General features: G+C 63.9%; 18 protein-coding genes. 1 reads left to right on the top strand and 17 read right to left on the bottom strand.

The genetic code is table 11. The features are described from left to right. Positions 1–82 precede the first annotated feature (82 nt). From K3177_RS03005 to hisN, 16 genes are all read right to left on the bottom strand, one after another. A complete protein-coding gene (locus K3177_RS03005; protein ID WP_234003087.1) occupies positions 83–1405 on the bottom strand; it encodes an ammonium transporter in 1323 nt (440 codons plus the stop codon). A gap of 20 nt (positions 1406–1425) precedes the next feature. Then, entirely contained in the window at positions 1426–1764 is a 339-nt protein-coding gene (locus K3177_RS03000) for a P-II family nitrogen regulator (RefSeq protein WP_103022754.1), read from the bottom strand. Positions 1765–1909: 145 nt separating this feature from the next. Beyond that, positions 1910–2611 carry an endonuclease/exonuclease/phosphatase family protein gene (locus K3177_RS02995; protein ID WP_221596935.1) on the bottom strand — a complete coding sequence of 234 codons (702 nt, stop codon included), beginning with the start codon at positions 2609–2611 and terminating at the stop codon, positions 1910–1912. Between the two features lie 4 nt (positions 2612–2615). Next, the gene (locus K3177_RS02990; protein WP_103022752.1) at positions 2616–3488 is read right to left on the bottom strand and encodes an alpha/beta fold hydrolase; all 873 of its coding nucleotides are present in this window, start codon (positions 3486–3488) and stop codon (positions 2616–2618) included. A 37-nt stretch (positions 3489–3525) separates the two neighbouring features. Next, the gene (locus K3177_RS02985; protein WP_196847360.1) at positions 3526–5049 is read right to left on the bottom strand and encodes a peptide chain release factor 3; all 1524 of its coding nucleotides are present in this window, start codon (positions 5047–5049) and stop codon (positions 3526–3528) included. A gap of 101 nt (positions 5050–5150) precedes the next feature. Then, entirely contained in the window at positions 5151–5906 is a 756-nt protein-coding gene (locus K3177_RS02980; protein WP_103022750.1) for an SDR family NAD(P)-dependent oxidoreductase, read from the bottom strand. Beyond that, complete coding sequence (locus K3177_RS02975; protein ID WP_221596933.1) at positions 5903–6886, bottom strand: hypothetical protein; 984 nt, start codon at positions 6884–6886, stop codon at positions 5903–5905. Before K3177_RS02975 ends, K3177_RS02980 begins: the two co-directional genes overlap by 4 nt. Next, a complete protein-coding gene (gene pheT, locus K3177_RS02970; RefSeq protein WP_221596931.1) occupies positions 6883–9273 on the bottom strand; it encodes a phenylalanine--tRNA ligase subunit beta in 2391 nt (796 codons plus the stop codon). The genes K3177_RS02975 and pheT overlap by 4 nt, the downstream gene beginning before the upstream one ends. Next, on the bottom strand, positions 9270–10391 hold the full coding sequence (pheS, locus tag K3177_RS02965; RefSeq protein WP_221596930.1) for a phenylalanine--tRNA ligase subunit alpha: 1122 nt from the start codon (positions 10389–10391) through the stop codon (positions 9270–9272). Before pheS ends, pheT begins: the two co-directional genes overlap by 4 nt. 103 nt (positions 10392–10494) lie before the next feature. Further along, a complete protein-coding gene (locus K3177_RS02960) occupies positions 10495–11409 on the bottom strand; it encodes a helix-turn-helix domain-containing protein (RefSeq protein ID WP_221596929.1) in 915 nt (304 codons plus the stop codon). A gap of 90 nt (positions 11410–11499) precedes the next feature. Then, positions 11500–12372, bottom strand: a complete 873-nt coding sequence (locus K3177_RS02955; protein WP_247714199.1) for a helix-turn-helix domain-containing protein — start codon at positions 12370–12372, stop codon at positions 11500–11502. Positions 12373–12489: 117 nt separating this feature from the next. Then, entirely contained in the window at positions 12490–12849 is a 360-nt protein-coding gene (gene rplT, locus K3177_RS02950; RefSeq protein WP_103024611.1) for a 50S ribosomal protein L20, read from the bottom strand. A 23-nt stretch (positions 12850–12872) separates the two neighbouring features. Next, positions 12873–13076: a 50S ribosomal protein L35 gene (rpmI, locus tag K3177_RS02945; protein ID WP_050601380.1), complete on the bottom strand. Its 204-nt coding sequence runs from the start codon at positions 13074–13076 to the stop codon at positions 12873–12875. A 118-nt stretch (positions 13077–13194) separates the two neighbouring features. Continuing rightward, positions 13195–13941 carry an SDR family oxidoreductase gene (locus tag K3177_RS02940; protein ID WP_221596928.1) on the bottom strand — a complete coding sequence of 249 codons (747 nt, stop codon included), beginning with the start codon at positions 13939–13941 and terminating at the stop codon, positions 13195–13197. A 1-nt stretch (position 13942) separates the two neighbouring features. Further along, entirely contained in the window at positions 13943–14698 is a 756-nt protein-coding gene (locus K3177_RS02935) for an SDR family NAD(P)-dependent oxidoreductase (protein WP_221596927.1), read from the bottom strand. Positions 14699–14723: 25 nt separating this feature from the next. Further along, positions 14724–15524 (bottom strand): histidinol-phosphatase, encoded by an 801-nt coding sequence (gene hisN, locus K3177_RS02930; RefSeq protein WP_221596926.1) that lies wholly within the window; start codon positions 15522–15524, stop codon positions 14724–14726. A 156-nt stretch (positions 15525–15680) separates the two neighbouring features. Between hisN and K3177_RS02925 the strand changes: the two genes are divergently transcribed. Further along, entirely contained in the window at positions 15681–16640 is a 960-nt protein-coding gene (locus K3177_RS02925) for a helix-turn-helix domain-containing protein (protein ID WP_221596925.1), read from the top strand. On the opposite strand, the gene K3177_RS02920 is transcribed toward K3177_RS02925, so the two are convergent. After that, positions 16621–17556 (bottom strand): ribose-phosphate pyrophosphokinase, encoded by a 936-nt coding sequence (locus tag K3177_RS02920; RefSeq protein ID WP_103024616.1) that lies wholly within the window; start codon positions 17554–17556, stop codon positions 16621–16623. The two genes, K3177_RS02925 and K3177_RS02920, sit on opposite strands and share 20 nt — an antisense overlap. Positions 17557–17559: the final 3 nt, after the last annotated feature.

Below are 17559 nucleotides of genomic sequence, written 5' to 3'. Positions count from 1 at the left end.
TCGGTGTTCGCAGGAGGAACACGGTTAGACGGGGGCACCCGAGGAGAGGAGAGAGAGTAGGCGCCCCCGCCAAGCTTCGAATTCAGTTGTAGGCACGTTCCCCATGCTCGCCGATGTCGAGGCCGTCGCTTTCGACTTCCGGGGTGACCCGCAGACCGGTGATGACCTTGGTGATGAGCGTCGCGATCACGGTTCCGACCGTTGCCCAAACGATGGCGACGACCACGGCAACGATCTGCGTCGTTACCTGAGCCCCCATCGCATATTCTGCTGCATCACCGGGTCCGCCAAGCGCGGGCGAATAGACGATACCCGTGCCGATCGCGCCGACGATGCCCGCAATGCCGTGGATCCCGAACACGTCCAGCGCATCGTCGTATCCCAGCTTCGGCTTGAGCTTGGCGACTGCGAAATACGCGATCACCGAAGCCACGATACCAAGGACCAGCGCTCCGAACGGGCCGCTGTTACCGGCCGCGGGCGTGACGGCGACGAGACCTGCAATGATGCCCGAGGCAAAGCCCAGGGCCGATCCCTTGTGCCCGGCGAAGCGTTCCATCAGCATCCAGGCCAGGGCACCTGCGGCGGTGGCGACGAAGGTGTTGATCATGGCGAGGCCGGCGGTTCCGTCCGCTTCGAGTTCCGAGCCGGCATTGAAACCGAACCAGCCGACCCACAGCAGGCCTGCGCCTACCAGCGTCAGCGTCAGGCTGTGCGGCGGCATCGGCTCTCCGGGATAGCCCTTGCGCTTGCCAAGGAACATGGCGAGCACCAGTGCCGAGACACCGGCATTGATATGCACCACTGTACCGCCGGCGAAGTCGAGCGCGCCCATTTCGAACAACAGGCCGCCGCCCGCCCACACCATGTGCGCGATCGGGAAATAGACGATCGTCAGCCAGATGGCGGTAAACAGCATGGCGGCAGAGAACTTCAGTCGCTCCACCGTCGCGCCCAGCACCAGCGCAGCGGTAATCGCGGCGAAAGTCATCTGGAAGCTGACGAAGACATATTCGCTGATGACTTCATCGCTGAATGTCGCTGCAGTGCTGTCGGTCGTCACCTGGCTCAGGAACAGATTGCCCCAGCTGAAGAAGGCATTGCCTTCCGGCCCGAAGGCGGTCGAATAGCCCCACATCACCCAGATCAGCATCGCAAGGCACGCTGCCCCTCCGACCTGCGTAATGGTGGAAAGCATGTTCTTGGAGCGGGTGAGACCGCCATAGAACAGCGCAAGCCCCGGCAGGATCATCAGCAGCACCAGGATTGTGGCCGTCATCATCCAGGCATTGTTGCCGGGATTGGGCACGGCAGCGGCGGCTTCGGCAGCCTCCTGCGCGAAAGCCGCGACCGGCGTAAGCAGCGCGATGCCGGTGGCAACGCTGCGAGAAAGTGTTCGAAACATCATGGGTCCCATCCTGTCCGTCAGAGCGCGGTGTCGCCGGTTTCGCCGGTGCGAATGCGGGTGGCGCTGGCGAGGTCGAAAACAAAGATCTTGCCGTCGCCGATCGCATCGGTGGTGGCAGTCTGCTGGATCGTTTCGACCACTTGCGGGGCAAGGTCGTCGCTCGCGGCGATCTCGAGTTTTACCTTCGGCAGCATATTGGTCGAATATTCCGCGCCGCGGTAAATCTCGGTCTGGCCCTTCTGGCGGCCGAAGCCCTTGACCTCGGTAACGGTCATTCCAGCCACCCCGATGCCTCCCAGGGCCTCGCGGACCTCGTCGAGCTTGAACGGCTTGATGACGGCGATGATGAATTTCACGCGCTCACCCCCTCGTGTGATTTACCGGCCCAAGCACCGGCATTCGCAGACGCAGCAAAGTGCGTGCCAAACACGTTTTCGGTAAGATTTGGACGCTTGGCGCGGGGCCGACGCAACATTCGTTGCCCGATAATTAGGCGTGTGCCTATTTTTTGATCAGGGAAAGTACGGCCTTCACCGGCAAATGGTCGGACGCAACCGTCGAAAGCGCCGTGTGATGAACGTCCGAAGAAACGACGTTCCAATGGGTGCTGGCCACGATCCGGTCGAGCGTCGCGACCGGCTGCCTGCTCGGATAGCTGCGCCCCGGCGTGACGATGTGCCAGCCATGCGCAAATTCACGCATGGCGCCTGTCTGGCGGCCCCATTGGTTGAAATCGCCCATGATCACCGTCGGCAAATTGCGGTCGCAGGCATTGCAGAACCCCAGCAACGAACGGATCTGGTCGCGTCGCCGAAGACCCGACAGGTCGAGATGCGTTCCGATCACCCGCAGGCTGCGCCCCTCGACGACGATTTCTCCGCAGGCCGCGCCGCGCGGTTCAATGGTCGGCAGATCCAGCGCCTCGCCCGATACGATGTCGATCCCGCGGCGGACGAGCAGGGCATTGCCATGCCAGCCGATGCTGCGCGGCCGCCGCGCCACCTCGATCACGCGCCAGCGCGTATCGTCGATATCGGCACGCGGCAGCACGCTGGCGCGCTCGCCGATCCGCCGGTCCGCTTCCTGCAATGCGATGATGTCGGCATCGATCTCGTGGAGGACGGAGAGGATGCGTTCGGGGTCGCGCCGGCGGTCGAGCCCAACGCCCTTGTGAATGTTGTAGCTGGCGAAAGTAAGCTGCACCGTATCAGAGGAACTCGCGGATCGTCTTCATGAAACGGTCGAACTGATCGTGATGCAGCCAGTGGCCCGCATTCTCGAATTCGATGACCTCGGCATTGTTGAAATGGTCCAGCCGGCCATCCCCTTCCGGGTTCGAAGCCCAGCTGTCGGCACCATACAGCAGCAATGTCGGCGCCGTGATCGCGGCCCAGGTCTGGTGCTGGAATTCGTCCGCCACATCTTCCACGCCCCATACGTTCAGATGCGGGTCGAACTTCCAGCTATAGGTGCCGTCCTCGTTCTTGTTCACGCCGTGCAGCGTCAGATGGCGCGCCTGGTCTTCGGTGAGGAACTTGTTCTCCTCGATCATCCGGCGAAAGGCCGCCTCGATGCTTTCGTATTTGCGCGGGATGCGGCCCGATGCGGCGCGTTTCTTGCCGATCCATTCGGCCATCCGTTCAGGGTATGGCGTTTCGCGCTGCTCGGCCTGCCGCGCCGGGCTCGGGCCGAGCCCTTCGATCGCCACGATCTTGCGTACCATGTCCGGAAAGGTCCCGGCATAACGCAGGGCGACGTTTCCGCCCATCGAATGGCTCACGATCGTCACCGGCCCCCGGTCGAGCTGGTGGATGAACTGGGCAAGGTCATAGACCATGTCGTTGGCCATGTAATTGCCGTCGCTGACCCAGTCGGAATCGCCGTGCCCGCGGTGATCGAAAGCGGTGACGTGCCAGTCCCTGCACAGGTCTTCCGCCACCCAGTCCCAGCTGCGCGCATGATCGCGCCCGCCATGCACCAGCACCAGCGGCGGCGCGTCGCGATTGCCCCAATCGACATAATTGAGGCGCAGGCGCTGCGATATGAAGGTCTGCGATGTCGGTCCGGCGTGTAACGTCATGCCATGGCTTTGCCGCGAAGGCGCCTGCCGTGCAACCTCAACGCTCCTTCGTGGCGGAGAAGGTAAGGTCCGGGTTCTTTTCCTGCTGATAGTTCACGTCCCACGGGCTCTTGGCCATGAAGACGAGGTCTCCGTCGCGATCCTTGGCGAGGTTGGACAGGTTGAACTTCTCGAAGTCATTCATCGCCTTGTCCTCGCCCCTGATCCAGCGCGCAGTGGCAAAGGGCGATGCTTCCAGCCTGGCCTCCACCTTGTATTCGGCCGACAGCCGGCTGATCAGCACGTCGAGCTGCAACTGGCCGACCACGCCGACGATCCACTGCCCGCCCAGCTCGGGATAGAACACCTGGATCACCCCTTCTTCGGAAAGATCGTCGAGCGCTTTGCGCAACTGCTTGGTCTTGGTCGGATCGACCAGCGCGACACGGCGCAGGATTTCCGGCGCGAAATTGGGCAGGCCGGTAAAGCGGATCGCATTCTTCTCGCTCAGCGTATCACCCACGCGCAGCGTGCCGTGGTTCGGGATCCCGATGATGTCGCCCGGCTCCGCCGTGTCGGCCACCTCACGGTCCTGCGCAAAGAACAGGATCGGCGAATGGATCGCCACCGGCTTGCCGAGGCCCGAGGGCGTCAGCTTCATGCCGCGTTTGAACGTGCCCGATACCTGCCGCATGAAGGCGATGCGGTCGCGGTGGTTGGGGTCCATATTGGCCTGCACCTTGAAGATGAAGCCGGTCACCTCGTCGCGTTCCGGGCTTACCTGTTCTTCGCCCGCGGGCTGCGGACGCGGCGGCGGGGCGTATTTCGCGATTGCCTCGATCAGCTCGGTCACGCCGAAATTCTTCAGCGCCGATCCGAAATAGACCGGCGTCAGATCGCCATTGCGATAGGCTTCCAGATCGAATTCGGGATAGCCGATCTGCGCCAGTTCGATGTTCTCGGCAAAGCGTTCGGGGATTTCGGCGTCGCAATCGCGCGTGCCCTTGAACTCCTTGCTGGGCCCCTCGGGCCGCGCGATGCAGCCGGTCTCGAAATCGAGCACGCCTTCGAACTCGCCGCCCATGCCCACCGGATAGGCCTGCGGGCTGACGTCCAGCGCCAGCATGTCGGCGATCTCGTCCAGCAGTTCGAAGACGGGCCGCCCTTCACGGTCGACCTTGTTGACGAAGGTGATGATCGGCACGCTGCGCAAGCGGCAGACCTCGAACAGCTTGCGCGTCTGCGGTTCGATGCCCTTGGCCGCGTCGATCACCATGATGGCGCTGTCGACCGCGGTGAGCGTGCGATAGGTGTCTTCGGAAAAATCCTCGTGTCCCGGCGTGTCGAGCAGGTTGAAGGTGATCCCCTCGCGCTCGAACGTCATGACCGAGCTGGTTACCGAAATGCCGCGCTGCTGTTCGATCTTCATCCAGTCGGACCGCGCCCGCCGCGCCTGCCCGCGCGCCTTGACCTCGCCGGCCAGATGGATGGCGCCGCCGGTCAGCAGCAGCTTCTCGGTCAGCGTGGTCTTACCCGCGTCGGGGTGGGAAATGATGGCGAAGGTACGGCGATTGGAAGTCATGTCATGTCTCTGCTGTCGTCATCCCCGCGCAGGCGGGGATCCAGGGTCGGGCAAGCGCGGCGCTTGACGGGATTCCCGCCTTCGCGGGACCGACGCGCTCGCTAGGGCTCCCTGGCCACCCGGAACCCTGCGAAATCCTGGTTCACCGGCATCAGTTCCAGGCGGTTGATGTTGAGATGCGGGGGCAATTGCGCGATCCACAGGATCGTGTCTGCGATGTCCTGCCCGGTCATCGGATTGGCACCGCGATACAGATCGTCGCTCGCTTCCTGGCTGCCGGTGCGCACCAGCGTGAATTCGGTTTCGACCATGCCCGGCTCGATGCTGGTCACACGCACGCCGGTGCCGTGCAGATCGGCCCGCAGCGCCAGGGTGAAATGGTTCGCGAAGGCCTTCGACCCGGCATAGACGTTGCCGCCCGGATAGATGTAACTGCCCGCAACCGAACCGATGGCGATGATCGCGCCCCTGCGCTCGATCAGCACGGGCAGCAGCTTGCGGGTCAGCACCACCATGGCCGTCACATTGGTGTCGATCATGGTCTGCCAGTCGTCCAGATTGGCTTCCTGCGCGGGCGACAGGCCCTGCGCCAGCCCGGCATTGTTGACCAGCAGGTCGATTCCGGCGAAATCTTCGGGCAGCGCGGCGATCGCGGCATCCATCGCATCTGCATCGCGCACGTCGAAACAGGCCGGGTGGACCTTGTCCGCGCCCAGATCCGCCACCAGCGCATCGAGCCGTTCCTGCCGCCGCCCGGTCGCGACACAGCGCCAGCCGTTCGCCACCAGCGTACGGACGGTGGCTTCGCCGATTCCGGCGGTGGCGCCGGTTACGAATGCGGTACGTGTCTGTGTCATCTTCGAACTCCTGTAGCGGCTGCCAGCAGCGCCTCGGCCCGCCACTGCGGATCCCGGAAAGCGCGCGTCTGCCAGTTCGGCAGCAACCGGTCGACCAGCAGCATCAGCGCCAGTCCTTCATCCTGCGACCACTGGCTACCGTCGCGGCGCACTTCCCGCAGCGCCGTTTCCGCATCCAGCGATCCGCCGCGCGCACTCATATAGTGACGATAGGCGAGCCATTGACCCATGCCTTCCATCGTCAGGAAAATGTCGTCGAACGCGCGATAGAACCGCCGCTTGCCGGTGAAGAAGCGCGCCCGCCGGTCGCGCATCGCCGCCAGCGCTTCGCGCCCGATACGGCGTGCTTCCGCATCGCTGGGCGCAGCAGCGGCAGCGAACAGAAGATCGCGCTCGCGCTCATAGGCCGCGCGATAGGCTGCATCATCGCCGAACCGGTTCTGCACCATGTCGTCGTTGAGGTCGTCTTCCGAAACGCCGTTCGCCCGTCCCAGCCGGTCGAGCAGCGGTCCGGCCAGTCCGCCCTGCCGCGTATGCATGATCTCGTGCAACAGGACCCCATCCATCAGCCCTTCCACGCCAAGGCCGCTCTGCACATTGGCGGCGCGCCATACGCTGGGCAGGCTCATCACGAAATAATCCGTCGCACTGCCGGTCGCAAAGGATACGGGCCCCAGCGGCAGCTCGCGCCCATCGGGCAGGCTGGGGTGGCCCTCATGCGGCGTGCCGACCATGCGATCGAACCGCCCCGCCGGCATGATGTAAAGGCAGCGGTCGTCCAGCGTCACCACGTCGGGCAGCGGGTCCGGATCGATGCCCAGATCGCGCTGCGCCGACACCTGCCAATTGTCCAGCGCGCCTTTCAGCCACGTCCGGTCGCCCTGCGTCATGACGCAGCCATCCTCTTGCGCCGCGGCGCCGGTGCAGGCCGTGGAAAGCAGCAGGCCAAGCGCAAGGATCGGGCTGCGCGTGCGTGTCACCCCCGCAGCTCCGCGCCCTGCTTCGCAGCAGCAGCCACGATCTTGTCGGAAATCGCCTTGATCTCCGCATCGGTGAAGCTCTTCTCGCCGGGTTTCAGCAGCACTTCCACCGCTACCGACTTTTTGCCTTCCGGCACGCCCTGTCCCGCGAACACGTCGAACACGCGCGCGGAAACGATCGCCTGCTTGTCCGCGCCCTTTACCGCGCGGACCAGATCGGCGGCGGCCAGTTCGCCCGGTACGAGGAAGGCGAAGTCGCGGCTGATCGTCTGCAAGGCGGGCGGTGCATAGGCAGCGCGCGCAAAACTCCCGCCGCCTTTCTTCGCGGGCAGCGCGTCGAGGAATATCTCGACCGCCATCACCGGACCGTCCGCGTCGAATTCCTTCAGCGTGCGAGGATGCAGCGCGCCGAACCGGGCCAGCACGTTCTTGGGGCCCAGCCGCAGCGTGGCGGACTGGCCAGGATGAAACTGGTCGCCCGCTTCACCCATCACCATCAGATTGTCGATCGGCGCGCCGGCCGCTTCGAGCAGCGCCATGGCTTCGGCCTTGGCGTCATAGGCGTCGAACGGCACGGCTTTACCCGTGCTCCAGCCGCGCGCGGTCTTTTCGCCCGCCAGCACCACGCCAAGCGTCGGCTTCTCGTCGCTCGCGCCGTCTTTCCCGACAAAATACCGTCGCCCGATTTCGAACAGGCGCGCACCGGCAGCGCCGCGGTCGGCATTACGCTTGGCGGCAGACAGCAACCCTGGGATGAGCGAGGGACGCATGGCTTTCATGTCCTCGCTGATCGGGTTGTCCAACACCCACAATTGCGCTCCGTCGGCGAAATATTCCGCGTCGGCAGTCGGCAGGAAGGACCAGGTCACCGCTTCGTTCAGCCCGCGCGCGGCAGCGGCGCGGCGCAGCTTGCGCTCGACCTGCTGCAGCGGCGTGGCGGTTGGCCGGGCCACGCCCTCGACGCGCGGCAGCGCGACGCTCTCGACCTTGTCGAGCCCGTAAATGCGAACCACTTCCTCGACCAGATCGGCCGGGCCTTCGATATCGTGGCGACGCAGCGGGCAGGTCACCTGCCAGTCGCCTGCCACTTGGAAGTCCAGCGCTTCCAGGATCGCGCGCTGCTCGTCCTGCGGCACATCCACCCCGCCGAGCCGTGCCGTCAGGCCGGGATCGAACGCAACGACCTTCGGCTGGTTCGGCGCTTCGCCGGCGCGCACTACCTGTGTCGGTACACCGCCGCATGTCTGCACGATCAGGTCGGTAAGCAGCGCGAGCCCGTCGTCGAGGAACGCCGGATCGACCCCGCGTTCGAAGCGCGTGCGCGCATCGGATGCCAGACCCAGCTTGCGCCCCGTCACGCCGATACGCGTGGGATCGAAATAGGCAATCTCCAGCAGCACGTCGCTGGTATCCTCGCCCGCGCCCGAATGTTCACCGCCCATGATCCCGGCGATGTCATGCACCCCGGCTTCGTCGGCGATCACGGTCATCGTGTCGTCGAGCGTATAGGTCTTCTCGTTCAGCGCCTCGACCGTCTCGCCGTTCTTGGCGCGGCGCGCTGTCACGGCCCCGCTCAGCTTGGCAAGGTCGTAGACATGGGCCGGACGGCCGGTCGAAAGCATCAGGTAATTGGTGCAGTCCACCAGTGCGCTGATCGGGCGCTGGCCCGCAGCTTTGAGGCGGCGCTGCATCCAGTCGGGCGACGCGCCATTGGTCACACCCTTGATGACGCGTCCGTAAAATGCGGGGCAGCCTTCGGGATCGTCGATCCGGATTTCGGTCGGGCATGCGCCCTCGCCCTCGATCGCGGGCACTTCGGGCGCCTTGAATGTGCCGAGCCCCGCTGCGGCCAGATCGCGCGCGATGCCCATCACGCCCATGCAGTCGGGCCGGTTCGGCGTGATCGCCACATCGAACACCGGCGATGCATTGCTATATTCGGCAAAACTGGTGCCCGTCGGCGCATCCTCGGGCAGTTCGATGATGCCGTCGTGTTCGTCGCCCAGTTCCAGTTCGCGAACCGAACACATCATGCCATTCGATTCGACGCCGCGGATCGCGCTCTTGCGCAGTTCCATTCCGTTCGCGGGGACCACCGCGCCCGGCAGGCCGAGCACGCCTTTCATCCCCGCGCGCGCATTGGGCGCACCGCAGACGACCTGCAGCGGGTCACCCTCGCCGGTATCGACACTCAGCACCTGCAGCTTGTCGGCATCGGGGTGCGGCCCCGCCGTCAGCACATGCGCGACGCGGAAGCCCGCCAGCTTGTCGGCCGGGTCCTCGATACCTTCGACCTCGTGGCCGATCCGGTTGAGCGCGGACGCAATGTCGGCGACCGAAGCGTCGGTCTCGAGGTAATCCTTCAGCCATTCGAGCGAGAACTTCATGCCTTCGCTCCCACGCCTGCGGAAAGGGTCGGCTGGTCGAAGGCCGAAAAGCCGTAATGATCCAGCCAGCGCTGGTCGCCGTCGAAGAAGGCGCGCAAATCGTCCATCCCGTATTTGAGCATGGCGAGCCGGTCGACGCCGAGCCCCCATGCGAAACCCTGCCATTCGTCGGGGTCGAGCCCCGCAGATTCGATCACGCGGCGATTGACCATGCCGCTGCCGAGCAATTCCATCCAGCCGTGACCCGGCGCATCGCCGTCGCCGCCCAGAACCTTGCGGCCGTTCACGTCTTCCCAGCCCACATCGACCTCGACCGATGGTTCGGTGAAGGGGAAATAGCTGGGGCGCAGGCGCAGCACGATATCGTCGCGCTCGAAAAACGCCTTGAGGAAGGTCTCCAGCGTCCATTTCAGATGGCCCAGGTGGATGCCCTTGTCGATCACCAGACCTTCGACCTGATGGAACATCGGCGTGTGGGTCGCATCGCTGTCGCTGCGATAGACGCGGCCCGGCGCGATGATGCGGATCGGTGCGCCGCGCTCGACCAACGATCTGATCTGCACCGGAGATGTATGTGTTCGCAGCAGCATGCGTGTGTTCGGCGCATTATCAAACGTATGATCGACATGCTTTTGCGGGAAGTAGAACGTGTCGTGCATGGCCCGCGCGGGGTGCGTTTCGGCCATGTTGAGCGCAGTGAAATTGTGCCAGTCGTCCTCGACTTCCGGCCCTGTCGCGACGGAAAAGCCAAGGTCTGCAAAGATTTCCGCCAGTTCGTCCATCACCTGGCTGACCGGGTGGACCGAACCCCTGGGCGCTTCCGGCGCTGGCAGCGTCAGGTCGATGCTCTCGCCCGCAAGCCGCGCTTCAAGCTCTGCATTTTCAAGCACTTCCTTGCGCGCCGCGATCGCATCGGCAGCCTCCGTGCGCAGTCCGTTGAGCAGCGGCCCCTGCACCTGCCGCTCCTCCGGCGACATCCCGCCCAGCGTCTTCATCAGGCCCGAAATCGACCCCTGCTTGCCGAGAAATTCGATCCGCAGTGCTTCGAGCGCCGCTGCATCGGGAGCGTTTTCGATCCGCGTCAGCGCATCGGTCTTGAGTTGGTCGAGGTCGGTCATCGGATCCGCTTGGAACTGTAGGAATTGTCTCTGCGCAGCCCCTAGCCGCATGTGCACAAATGCTAAAGCCCCGTTTCCCGCCGACCGGCGGCACGTTCCCGCATCACGCCTTGGGACCGTTCGCCTTCACCTGCCCCGCGGGGCTGTGCAGCACCTGCATCGCTTCGCCCGCGACCGCCATACGCGCATGCGCCGCCGCGGCCAGGATCGGGTGCGGCAACCGGGCGTATTCGCTCGGCGACATAGTCATGAAGCGCTTGAAATCGCGCACGAAATGCGCCTGATCGTGATAGTGCGTGTCGAGCGTGTCGATCCATTTGAGCGAAGGGTCGAGCATGAATTTCGCCAGACTGCGGATGAAGCGCTGACGGCGCAGCAACAGCTGCGGGCTGAAGCCGAACACGCGGCCGCAGAACCGCTCCATCGTGCGCATTCCCATCCCCAGCGCCCCCGCAAGTTCTGTCACGCTGTGCATGCGCGGATCGACCAGAGCCTGCTCGCAGCGCAGTATTTTCGCCTCCTGCGCCGCCGGCTTCGCGAAAATTCCCGCGAGGTGGCGCAGGAGGGTGTCCCGCTCCGCCACCAGATCGCGGCCTTGCTCCGGGATACAATCGCACAGGGCCCGCAGCCGGGACAGAGCCGGGTCGGTGTCGACATCGGCATGGCGGTCGGCATAGTCGCTTGCAGGGGCAGATGTCAGCCGCGCCCAACCGAGCGGCATCAGACCGATTCCCCATGATCTGCCATTGGCGGCGCGGAACCGCGTGGTGACACTCGTCGGTCCGGTCAGCAGGGCGCGCGGCATTCGCTCGAGCGGACCGCCGCCCAGTGCCGCTTCGATGTTGCGATCGGGAATGATGCGCAGATTGGCCCATTCGGGATGCAGCCAGTCCTCGACAGGTTCCTGCCCGCATCCGGATACCTCCAGATGGTACAGCGTGGTGACATAGGGGCTCAGTCCTCGCGGCGGCAGGAAGAACCGCAAGGAAATCGCATCGAGCGCGCCCCCTTTACTCATCGCCATTCTGCCCGGCCAATAGCCCGTATCACTTGCGCCCCCGCACACATTCTAGTTGTCCCCTTGGCAATTCCAGACCCGCAGCCAAAGCTATCGGGGCTTGTCGAGCGTCTGCACCGGCGACCCCCAGACCTTCTTTCGTTCCGCCATGAAGGCACTTAGCACAGGGTGCGGCTTTGCGGCATATTCGCTCGGCGCGCACTGCATGAAAGCATGAAACTCGTGCACGAAATGTGACTGGTCGTGATAATGCCGGTCGATCACGCGCGACCAGTTCGCCCGCGGCTCCAGCATGAAGGCGGCGAGGCTGCGCATCAGTCTTTGCCGCCGTAGCAGCAGGCGCGGCGAAAAGCCGAAATGCCGCAGGCAGATTCTTTCCAGTGTCCGCTTCGAAAGGCCGCATTTCTGGGCCAGTTCTTCGACCTGAACGATATACGGATCCACCATAGCTTCGTGTATGCGCTGAATACGGGCGCAGTCCCGCGGTGGATCGGCCAGATTGCGAAAGAAGTCGGTCAGCCATTCGAACTGTTCTTCGTCCGAATGGTCCGGCGTACACAGCTTTTCGCATAAGGGAACGAACGGGGCGAAGGCCGGGCTGCGTTCACCATCGACGACGGTATTGGCATGTTCGCTTGCGTCGAGCCCGACAAAGCGCGCCCAGCCGAGAGGAAACAATCCGATGCCCCACATGCGGGTACGACCGATGGTAAAGTGCGTCGGGCACGAACTCGGGCCGGTTGCCTGAAAGCGCATGCCTTCCACCCGCGAACCATCGGTAAAATCGGCCGCCGGGGCATTACCGGCAAAGAAGCGCAAATTAGCCCATTCCGGCTGCAGCCAATCTTCCAGGATCTCGCCCTCGGGTAAATCGACCTCGACGCGATAGAAGCTGGTGAAGCACGGAGCGAGGTCGGCAGGCGGCGCAAAAAAACGCACGTCGATGGCTTTATGTGCAGTCAATCTCCCCCTCCCCTCCACACCAGAAGTATAGCCGGTTGTAGGCGAGCGACAAGGCGCACACGAAAAAGGGCGCCCCTTGCGGAGCGCCCTTTCGAAAAGTCGTTTGAGGCAAGGACCTTAGGCGGGAAGCGCCTTCTTGGCCTGCTCGATGATCGCCTTGAAGGCCGCGCCTTCGTTCATGGCGAGGTCTGCCATTACCTTGCGATCCAGCTCGATGCCGGCCAGCTTGGTACCGTGCATGAACTGCGAATAGGTCAGGCCTTCGGCGCGCACTGCCGCGTTGATACGCTGGATCCACAGAGCGCGGAAATTCCGCTTCTTGATCTTGCGGTCGCGGTAAGCGTACTGGCCGGCCTTTTCGACCGCCTGACGGGCGATGCGGATGGTGTTCTTGCGACGGCCGCGATAGCCCTTCGCCTGATCGAGGATCCGCTTGTGCTTCTGGCGCGTGGTGACGCCGCGTTTAATGCGAGGCATTTCGTATTCTCCTTAAATCGCGCTCAGTCGAGGCCGTAGGGGGCCCACTTTTTCACCGTACGGCTGTCGGCTTCCGACAGGACGGTGGTGCCGCGGTTCTGGCGAATATACTTCGCATTGTGGCTGATCAGGCGGTGGCGCTTGCCGGCGACACCATGCTTGACCTTGCCGGTTGCGGTGATCTTGAAGCGCTTCTTCACACCGCTTTTGGTCTTCAGCTTGGGCATTTTCATCTCCTTTACAGAGACACGTCGCGCCAGCCCTGGCAGCCCTTACGGCCAGACCGGCGGTGAATCACGTGTCGGTGAAGGGCGCGCGTCTAGCGATTCTGCGGGCAAAAGCAAGTCAGAAGTGGGTCAGGTAGCCTCCGTCGACCGCCAATGTGTGCCCGGTGATGTAACTCGCTTCGGGGGAGGCGAGGAACGCCACTGCCCCGCCGATCTCGCCCGGATCGCCCCACCGGCCCAGCGATGTCCGCCGCTCCAGATGCTGCGCAATGCCCGGATCGGTGGACATTTCCTCGTTCGCCTCGGTCGCGAAATAGCCCGGCGCCACTGCGTTGACGGTAATGCCGGTGCCGCCAAGTTCTGCCGCGAAGGCTCTCGTCAGGGCGGCAAGCCCGCCCTTGCTGGCCGTGTAGAGAATATCGCCGCGGGCTATTTCGGCAGCGATGGAGGTTATGTTGACAATACGCCCATAGCCGCGCGCTTCCATCAACGGGACAGCCCGCCGCGCGAGATCGAAGGGAGCGACAAGGTTGGTCGCCAGCATGGCCGCCATGTCCTCCCGCCGCAGCTGCGCAAGCGAACGCCGATCACGCTGGCCGACATTGTTTACGAGGATGTCGAGCCCGTCTTCGGCCAGCGCTTCGAAGGCCGCTGCGGTCGCGTCGTCATCGCCGATGTCGAATGCCAGCACGCGCGCATCGCTGCCGATCCGGTCGGCCGCATCGTCGAGCGCGGCCCTGTCACGACCATTCAGCCAGACGCTCGCCCCGGCACGCGCCAGGCGGTGCGCGATCGCAAACCCCAGCCCGCGCGCAGCCCCGGTGACAAGCGCTATGCGTCCTTCCAGTGAACCCTCCACACTCATGTCAGTGCTCGTAGATCATCTTGACCGTCATGCCACCGTCGATGTTGAGATGCTGCCCCGTCACGAAGCCGGCTTCATGCAGATAGGCGACCGCCTGGGCAATGTCTTCGGGACGTCCGATCCGCCCTGCGGGATGCTGATCGCGATCTTTTGCACGGTGATCCGGATTGCTGCGCTGGCCCGTCTTCTGCCACGGCCCCGTTTCGATCCAGCCCGGACGTATCGCATTGACGCGTATCTTGGGGCCCAGGGACACGGCAAGCGAATGGGTCAGTGCATCGAGACCGCCCTTTGCCGCAGCATAGGCAAAGGTGTCTGGTTCGCTCATCACCGCACGGGTAGAGGACATGTTCACAATGCTGGCGGTTTGCGCGCGTCGCAGAAGCGGGAGGGCCGATCGGGTCACGAGAAACGTGGCCGTCAGGCTGGCATCTACCCACGCCTGCCAGTCCTTCAGCGCCAGCTTTTCCAGCGGCCCTGCATAGGGATCGGCAATGCCCGAATTGTTCACCACGCAGTCTAGCGGATCGCCGTCCAACCAGTCTTCCACGCGCTCGAAAGCGCCCGCGACGGCGCCTTCCCTGCCGACATCGGCGGTCAGGAACAACGCCGTTTCGCGCGGCAGCGCATCGCGCAGTTCCGCCAGCGCCTCCGCGTCCCGGTCCAGCCCGATGACGCGCCAGTCGAGGCCGTGAAAATGCATGGCGATGGCGCGGCCAATGCCATTGCCTGCGCCGGTTATCAGTATCGTTCGCATGCAGCGCAAACGAGAACGGGGTCGATCAGTGCCCGTGATCGTGCGCCGAAGAACCGCCCATCGCTTCCAGCACATCGTCGAGGCGGGCCGCATCGCCGAGCGCGATCACGCGGCCGTCGCTTCCCGCGTCAAGCGGGTTGCCCTGCCAGTCGCTCATCACCCCTCCGGCGCCTTCCACCACGGGGACGAGCGCGGCGAAATCATACAGCTTGAGCCCGGCTTCGATGACGACGTCGACATGGCCGCTCGCGACCAATCCGTAATTGTAGCAATCGCCGCCATATATAATCTTCCGCTCGGCCACCGCCTTGGCGACGCCCATGAATGCATCGACGTCGTCGCCGGAAAACTGATGCGGGCTGGTGGTCCCCAGCACTGCGTCGGAAAGGTCCTTGCATGGCGCGGCGCGCGCGGGCTTCCCGTTGAAGGTCGTCCCTTCGCCGATTTGCCCGACCCAGCGTTCCCGCGCGATAGGTTGATCGATAACGCCCAGCACCGGCCAGCCATCCTGCACCAGGGCAATCAGCGTGCCGAAGATCGGGCGCCCGGCGATGAAGCTGGTCGTTCCATCGATCGGATCGAGAACCCACTGCCGTGCGGCACCTTCGTTGCGTGTGCCATATTCCTCGCCGATGATCCCATCGTCTGAACGCTCGCTTTCGAGGATCGATCGCATCGCCGCTTCGGCTGCACGGTCGGCTTCGGTCACAAAGCTCTTGTCTGGTTTACGCTCCTGCGACCATTCGCCGCGAAAGAGGGGCCGGATGGCTTCCCCTGCGGCATCGGCGAGACGATTGGCGAGCGCGAGATCGGAATTTCTTTGCATTTGAACCCATTTGGCTCAATGCTCGGCCCGGTCAAGACGACACATAGTGACAATGTCATGCCCTTCGGGTCGCATCGAAGGGGGAAATGATCCGCATTGTCAGAAGAAAAACCACAACGATCCGGCAAGGATCGGGGCGACCAGACATGGCAGGGCATGACGTCCACGACCGGCTCGACCCCCGGCGGGATGCCGCTCGCCTATAATCGCGCGCCTTGCGATACACTCAAGCCCTGGATCACCCGATTGGGCGTCACTTCGGTAAACCTGCCGGAGGGAAAGACGATCGAATGCGGCACGTTCGGCGAACAGCCGATCCTGAGAATGATCTTCGGCTCCCAGTGGTCTGCGCACACAGCCGAAGGCTTGCAGACATTCAGTCCGGGCGAACGGGGCCTGGCACTCTATTTCGGGCCCTGCACAAAGATGATGCGGCTTACCGCGCATGGGTCCTTCAAGGTAGTCACCGTCAATTTCGCGCCCGGTGGCACGCTCGGGCTCGACCTGCCGTCCGTCGAAGAGACGATCGACCGCATCCTTCCTTTCGACCCCTTCGATCGTGCCGCCCGCCCGCACGAAGCCTACATACCCCGCGACGATGCCAAGGCGTGGCTGGAGGCAGCCGAAACGCAATTATTGACGTCCTTCTCAGCGGCTTCCCCGAAACGACCCCACGATCTTCTCGCGGAATTCGAACGGCTGTGCCTGACCGATCCGGGCGCATCGATCGCCGAATTTGCGCATGACAGGGGTATCGCGAGACGGACGCTCGAACGCGTGATCCGCAAGAGTTGGGGGGTCACCCCGCATTTCGCCATGCGCCGGGCGCGGGCGCTCGACATGGCGGCGGCGCTGCTCGAAGTTGCGCTTGAAGAGGACGAGCCGGAAATGCGCCTGCGCTATTTCGACCAGTCCCATGTGACGCGCGAATTGCGCAGCCTGCTGGATACCACGCCCGGTCGCCTCCAGAGGGGAAGCCATCCGCTGCTGCGGATTACCATGGAAATCCGTCAGTCGCGCAGGGTCGAAGTTCTGGCTGGAGGGACCAGCGAAAATCCCCGGCCCTGGCGCGATCCGAATGCCGAACCGCGCAGCGTCAATCGAACAGAGAGCTGACCGAACTTTCGTCTGCGATGCGGCGAACGGCCTCGCCGATCAGCGGGGCGATGGTCAGGATGCGGATGCGCTGCGAATCCTTGGCATCATCCGTCGGACGGATCGAATCGGTAATGACCAGTTCTTCCAGCGCCGACCCGTCGACGCGGGCAACCGCACCGCCGGACAGCACCCCATGGGTGATGTAGGCAGTCACGCTCTTCGCGCCCTGATCGAGCAGAGCCTGCGCGGCGTTGCAGAGTGTCCCGCCCGAATCGATGATGTCGTCGATAAGGATACAGTGGCGGCCAGACACGTCGCCGATGATGTTCATCACCTCGCTCTCGCCCGGACGGTCACGGCGCTTGTCGACGATGGCCAGCGGCGCGTTGTCGAGCCGCTTGGCCAGCGCACGGGCCCGCACCACACCGCCCACGTCGGGCGACACGACCATCAGGTCCTGATCGCCATACCGCGCTTGAATGTCCGCAGCCATGACGGGCGCGGCGAACAGATTGTCGGTCGGGATGTCGAAGAAACCCTGGATCTGGCCCGCATGCAGATCGACTGCAAGAACGCGGTCGGCGCCAGCCTCGGTGATCAGGTTCGCAACCAGCTTGGCTGAAATCGGGGTTCGTGGCCCCGGTTTCCGGTCCTGCCGGGCGTAGCCGAAATAGGGCACGACCGCCGTGATACGCCGCGCGGATGCGCGCTTTAGCGCATCGATGCAGATCAGCAGTTCCATGAGGTTGTCGTTTGCCGGATAGCTCGTCGACTGGACGACGAACACATCTTCCCCGCGCACGTTCTCGTGGATTTCGACGAAGATTTCCTCGTCGGCGAAGCGGCGCACCTGTGCATCGACAAGCGGCATTTCGAGATAGGCTGCGATCGCACGGGCGAGCGGCAGGTTCGAATTGGCGGCCATGATCTTCATGCG

It is taken from the genome of Qipengyuania pacifica, assembly GCF_019711555.1.
GTDB lineage: Bacteria > Pseudomonadota > Alphaproteobacteria > Sphingomonadales > Sphingomonadaceae > Qipengyuania > Qipengyuania pacifica.
Note: the sequence above shows the minus strand (reverse complement) of the source record. Positions and strands in the feature narration are given on the sequence as shown.

Coding starts and splice junctions, on each gene's coding strand:
- K3177_RS02990 (WP_103022752.1), bottom strand. CDS start 3,488: ATGACGTTACACGCCGGACCGACATCGCAGACCTTCATATCGCAGCGC.
- K3177_RS02925 (WP_221596925.1), top strand. CDS start 15,681: ATGACGTCCACGACCGGCTCGACCCCCGGCGGGATGCCGCTCGCCTAT.
- K3177_RS03005 (WP_234003087.1), bottom strand. CDS start 1,405: ATGTTTCGAACACTTTCTCGCAGCGTTGCCACCGGCATCGCGCTGCTT.
- K3177_RS02985 (WP_196847360.1), bottom strand. CDS start 5,049: ATGACTTCCAATCGCCGTACCTTCGCCATCATTTCCCACCCCGACGCG.
- K3177_RS02980 (WP_103022750.1), bottom strand. CDS start 5,906: ATGACACAGACACGTACCGCATTCGTAACCGGCGCCACCGCCGGAATC.
- K3177_RS02960 (WP_221596929.1), bottom strand. CDS start 11,409: ATGAGTAAAGGGGGCGCGCTCGATGCGATTTCCTTGCGGTTCTTCCTG.
- rplT (WP_103024611.1), bottom strand. CDS start 12,849: ATGCCTCGCATTAAACGCGGCGTCACCACGCGCCAGAAGCACAAGCGG.
- K3177_RS02940 (WP_221596928.1), bottom strand. CDS start 13,941: ATGAGTGTGGAGGGTTCACTGGAAGGACGCATAGCGCTTGTCACCGGG.
- pheS (WP_221596930.1), bottom strand. CDS start 10,391: ATGACCGACCTCGACCAACTCAAGACCGATGCGCTGACGCGGATCGAA.
- rpmI (WP_050601380.1), bottom strand. CDS start 13,076: ATGCCCAAGCTGAAGACCAAAAGCGGTGTGAAGAAGCGCTTCAAGATC.
- hisN (WP_221596926.1), bottom strand. CDS start 15,524: ATGCAAAGAAATTCCGATCTCGCGCTCGCCAATCGTCTCGCCGATGCC.
- K3177_RS02935 (WP_221596927.1), bottom strand. CDS start 14,698: ATGCGAACGATACTGATAACCGGCGCAGGCAATGGCATTGGCCGCGCC.
- K3177_RS02920 (WP_103024616.1), bottom strand. CDS start 17,556: ATGAAGATCATGGCCGCCAATTCGAACCTGCCGCTCGCCCGTGCGATC.
- pheT (WP_221596931.1), bottom strand. CDS start 9,273: ATGAAGTTCTCGCTCGAATGGCTGAAGGATTACCTCGAGACCGACGCT.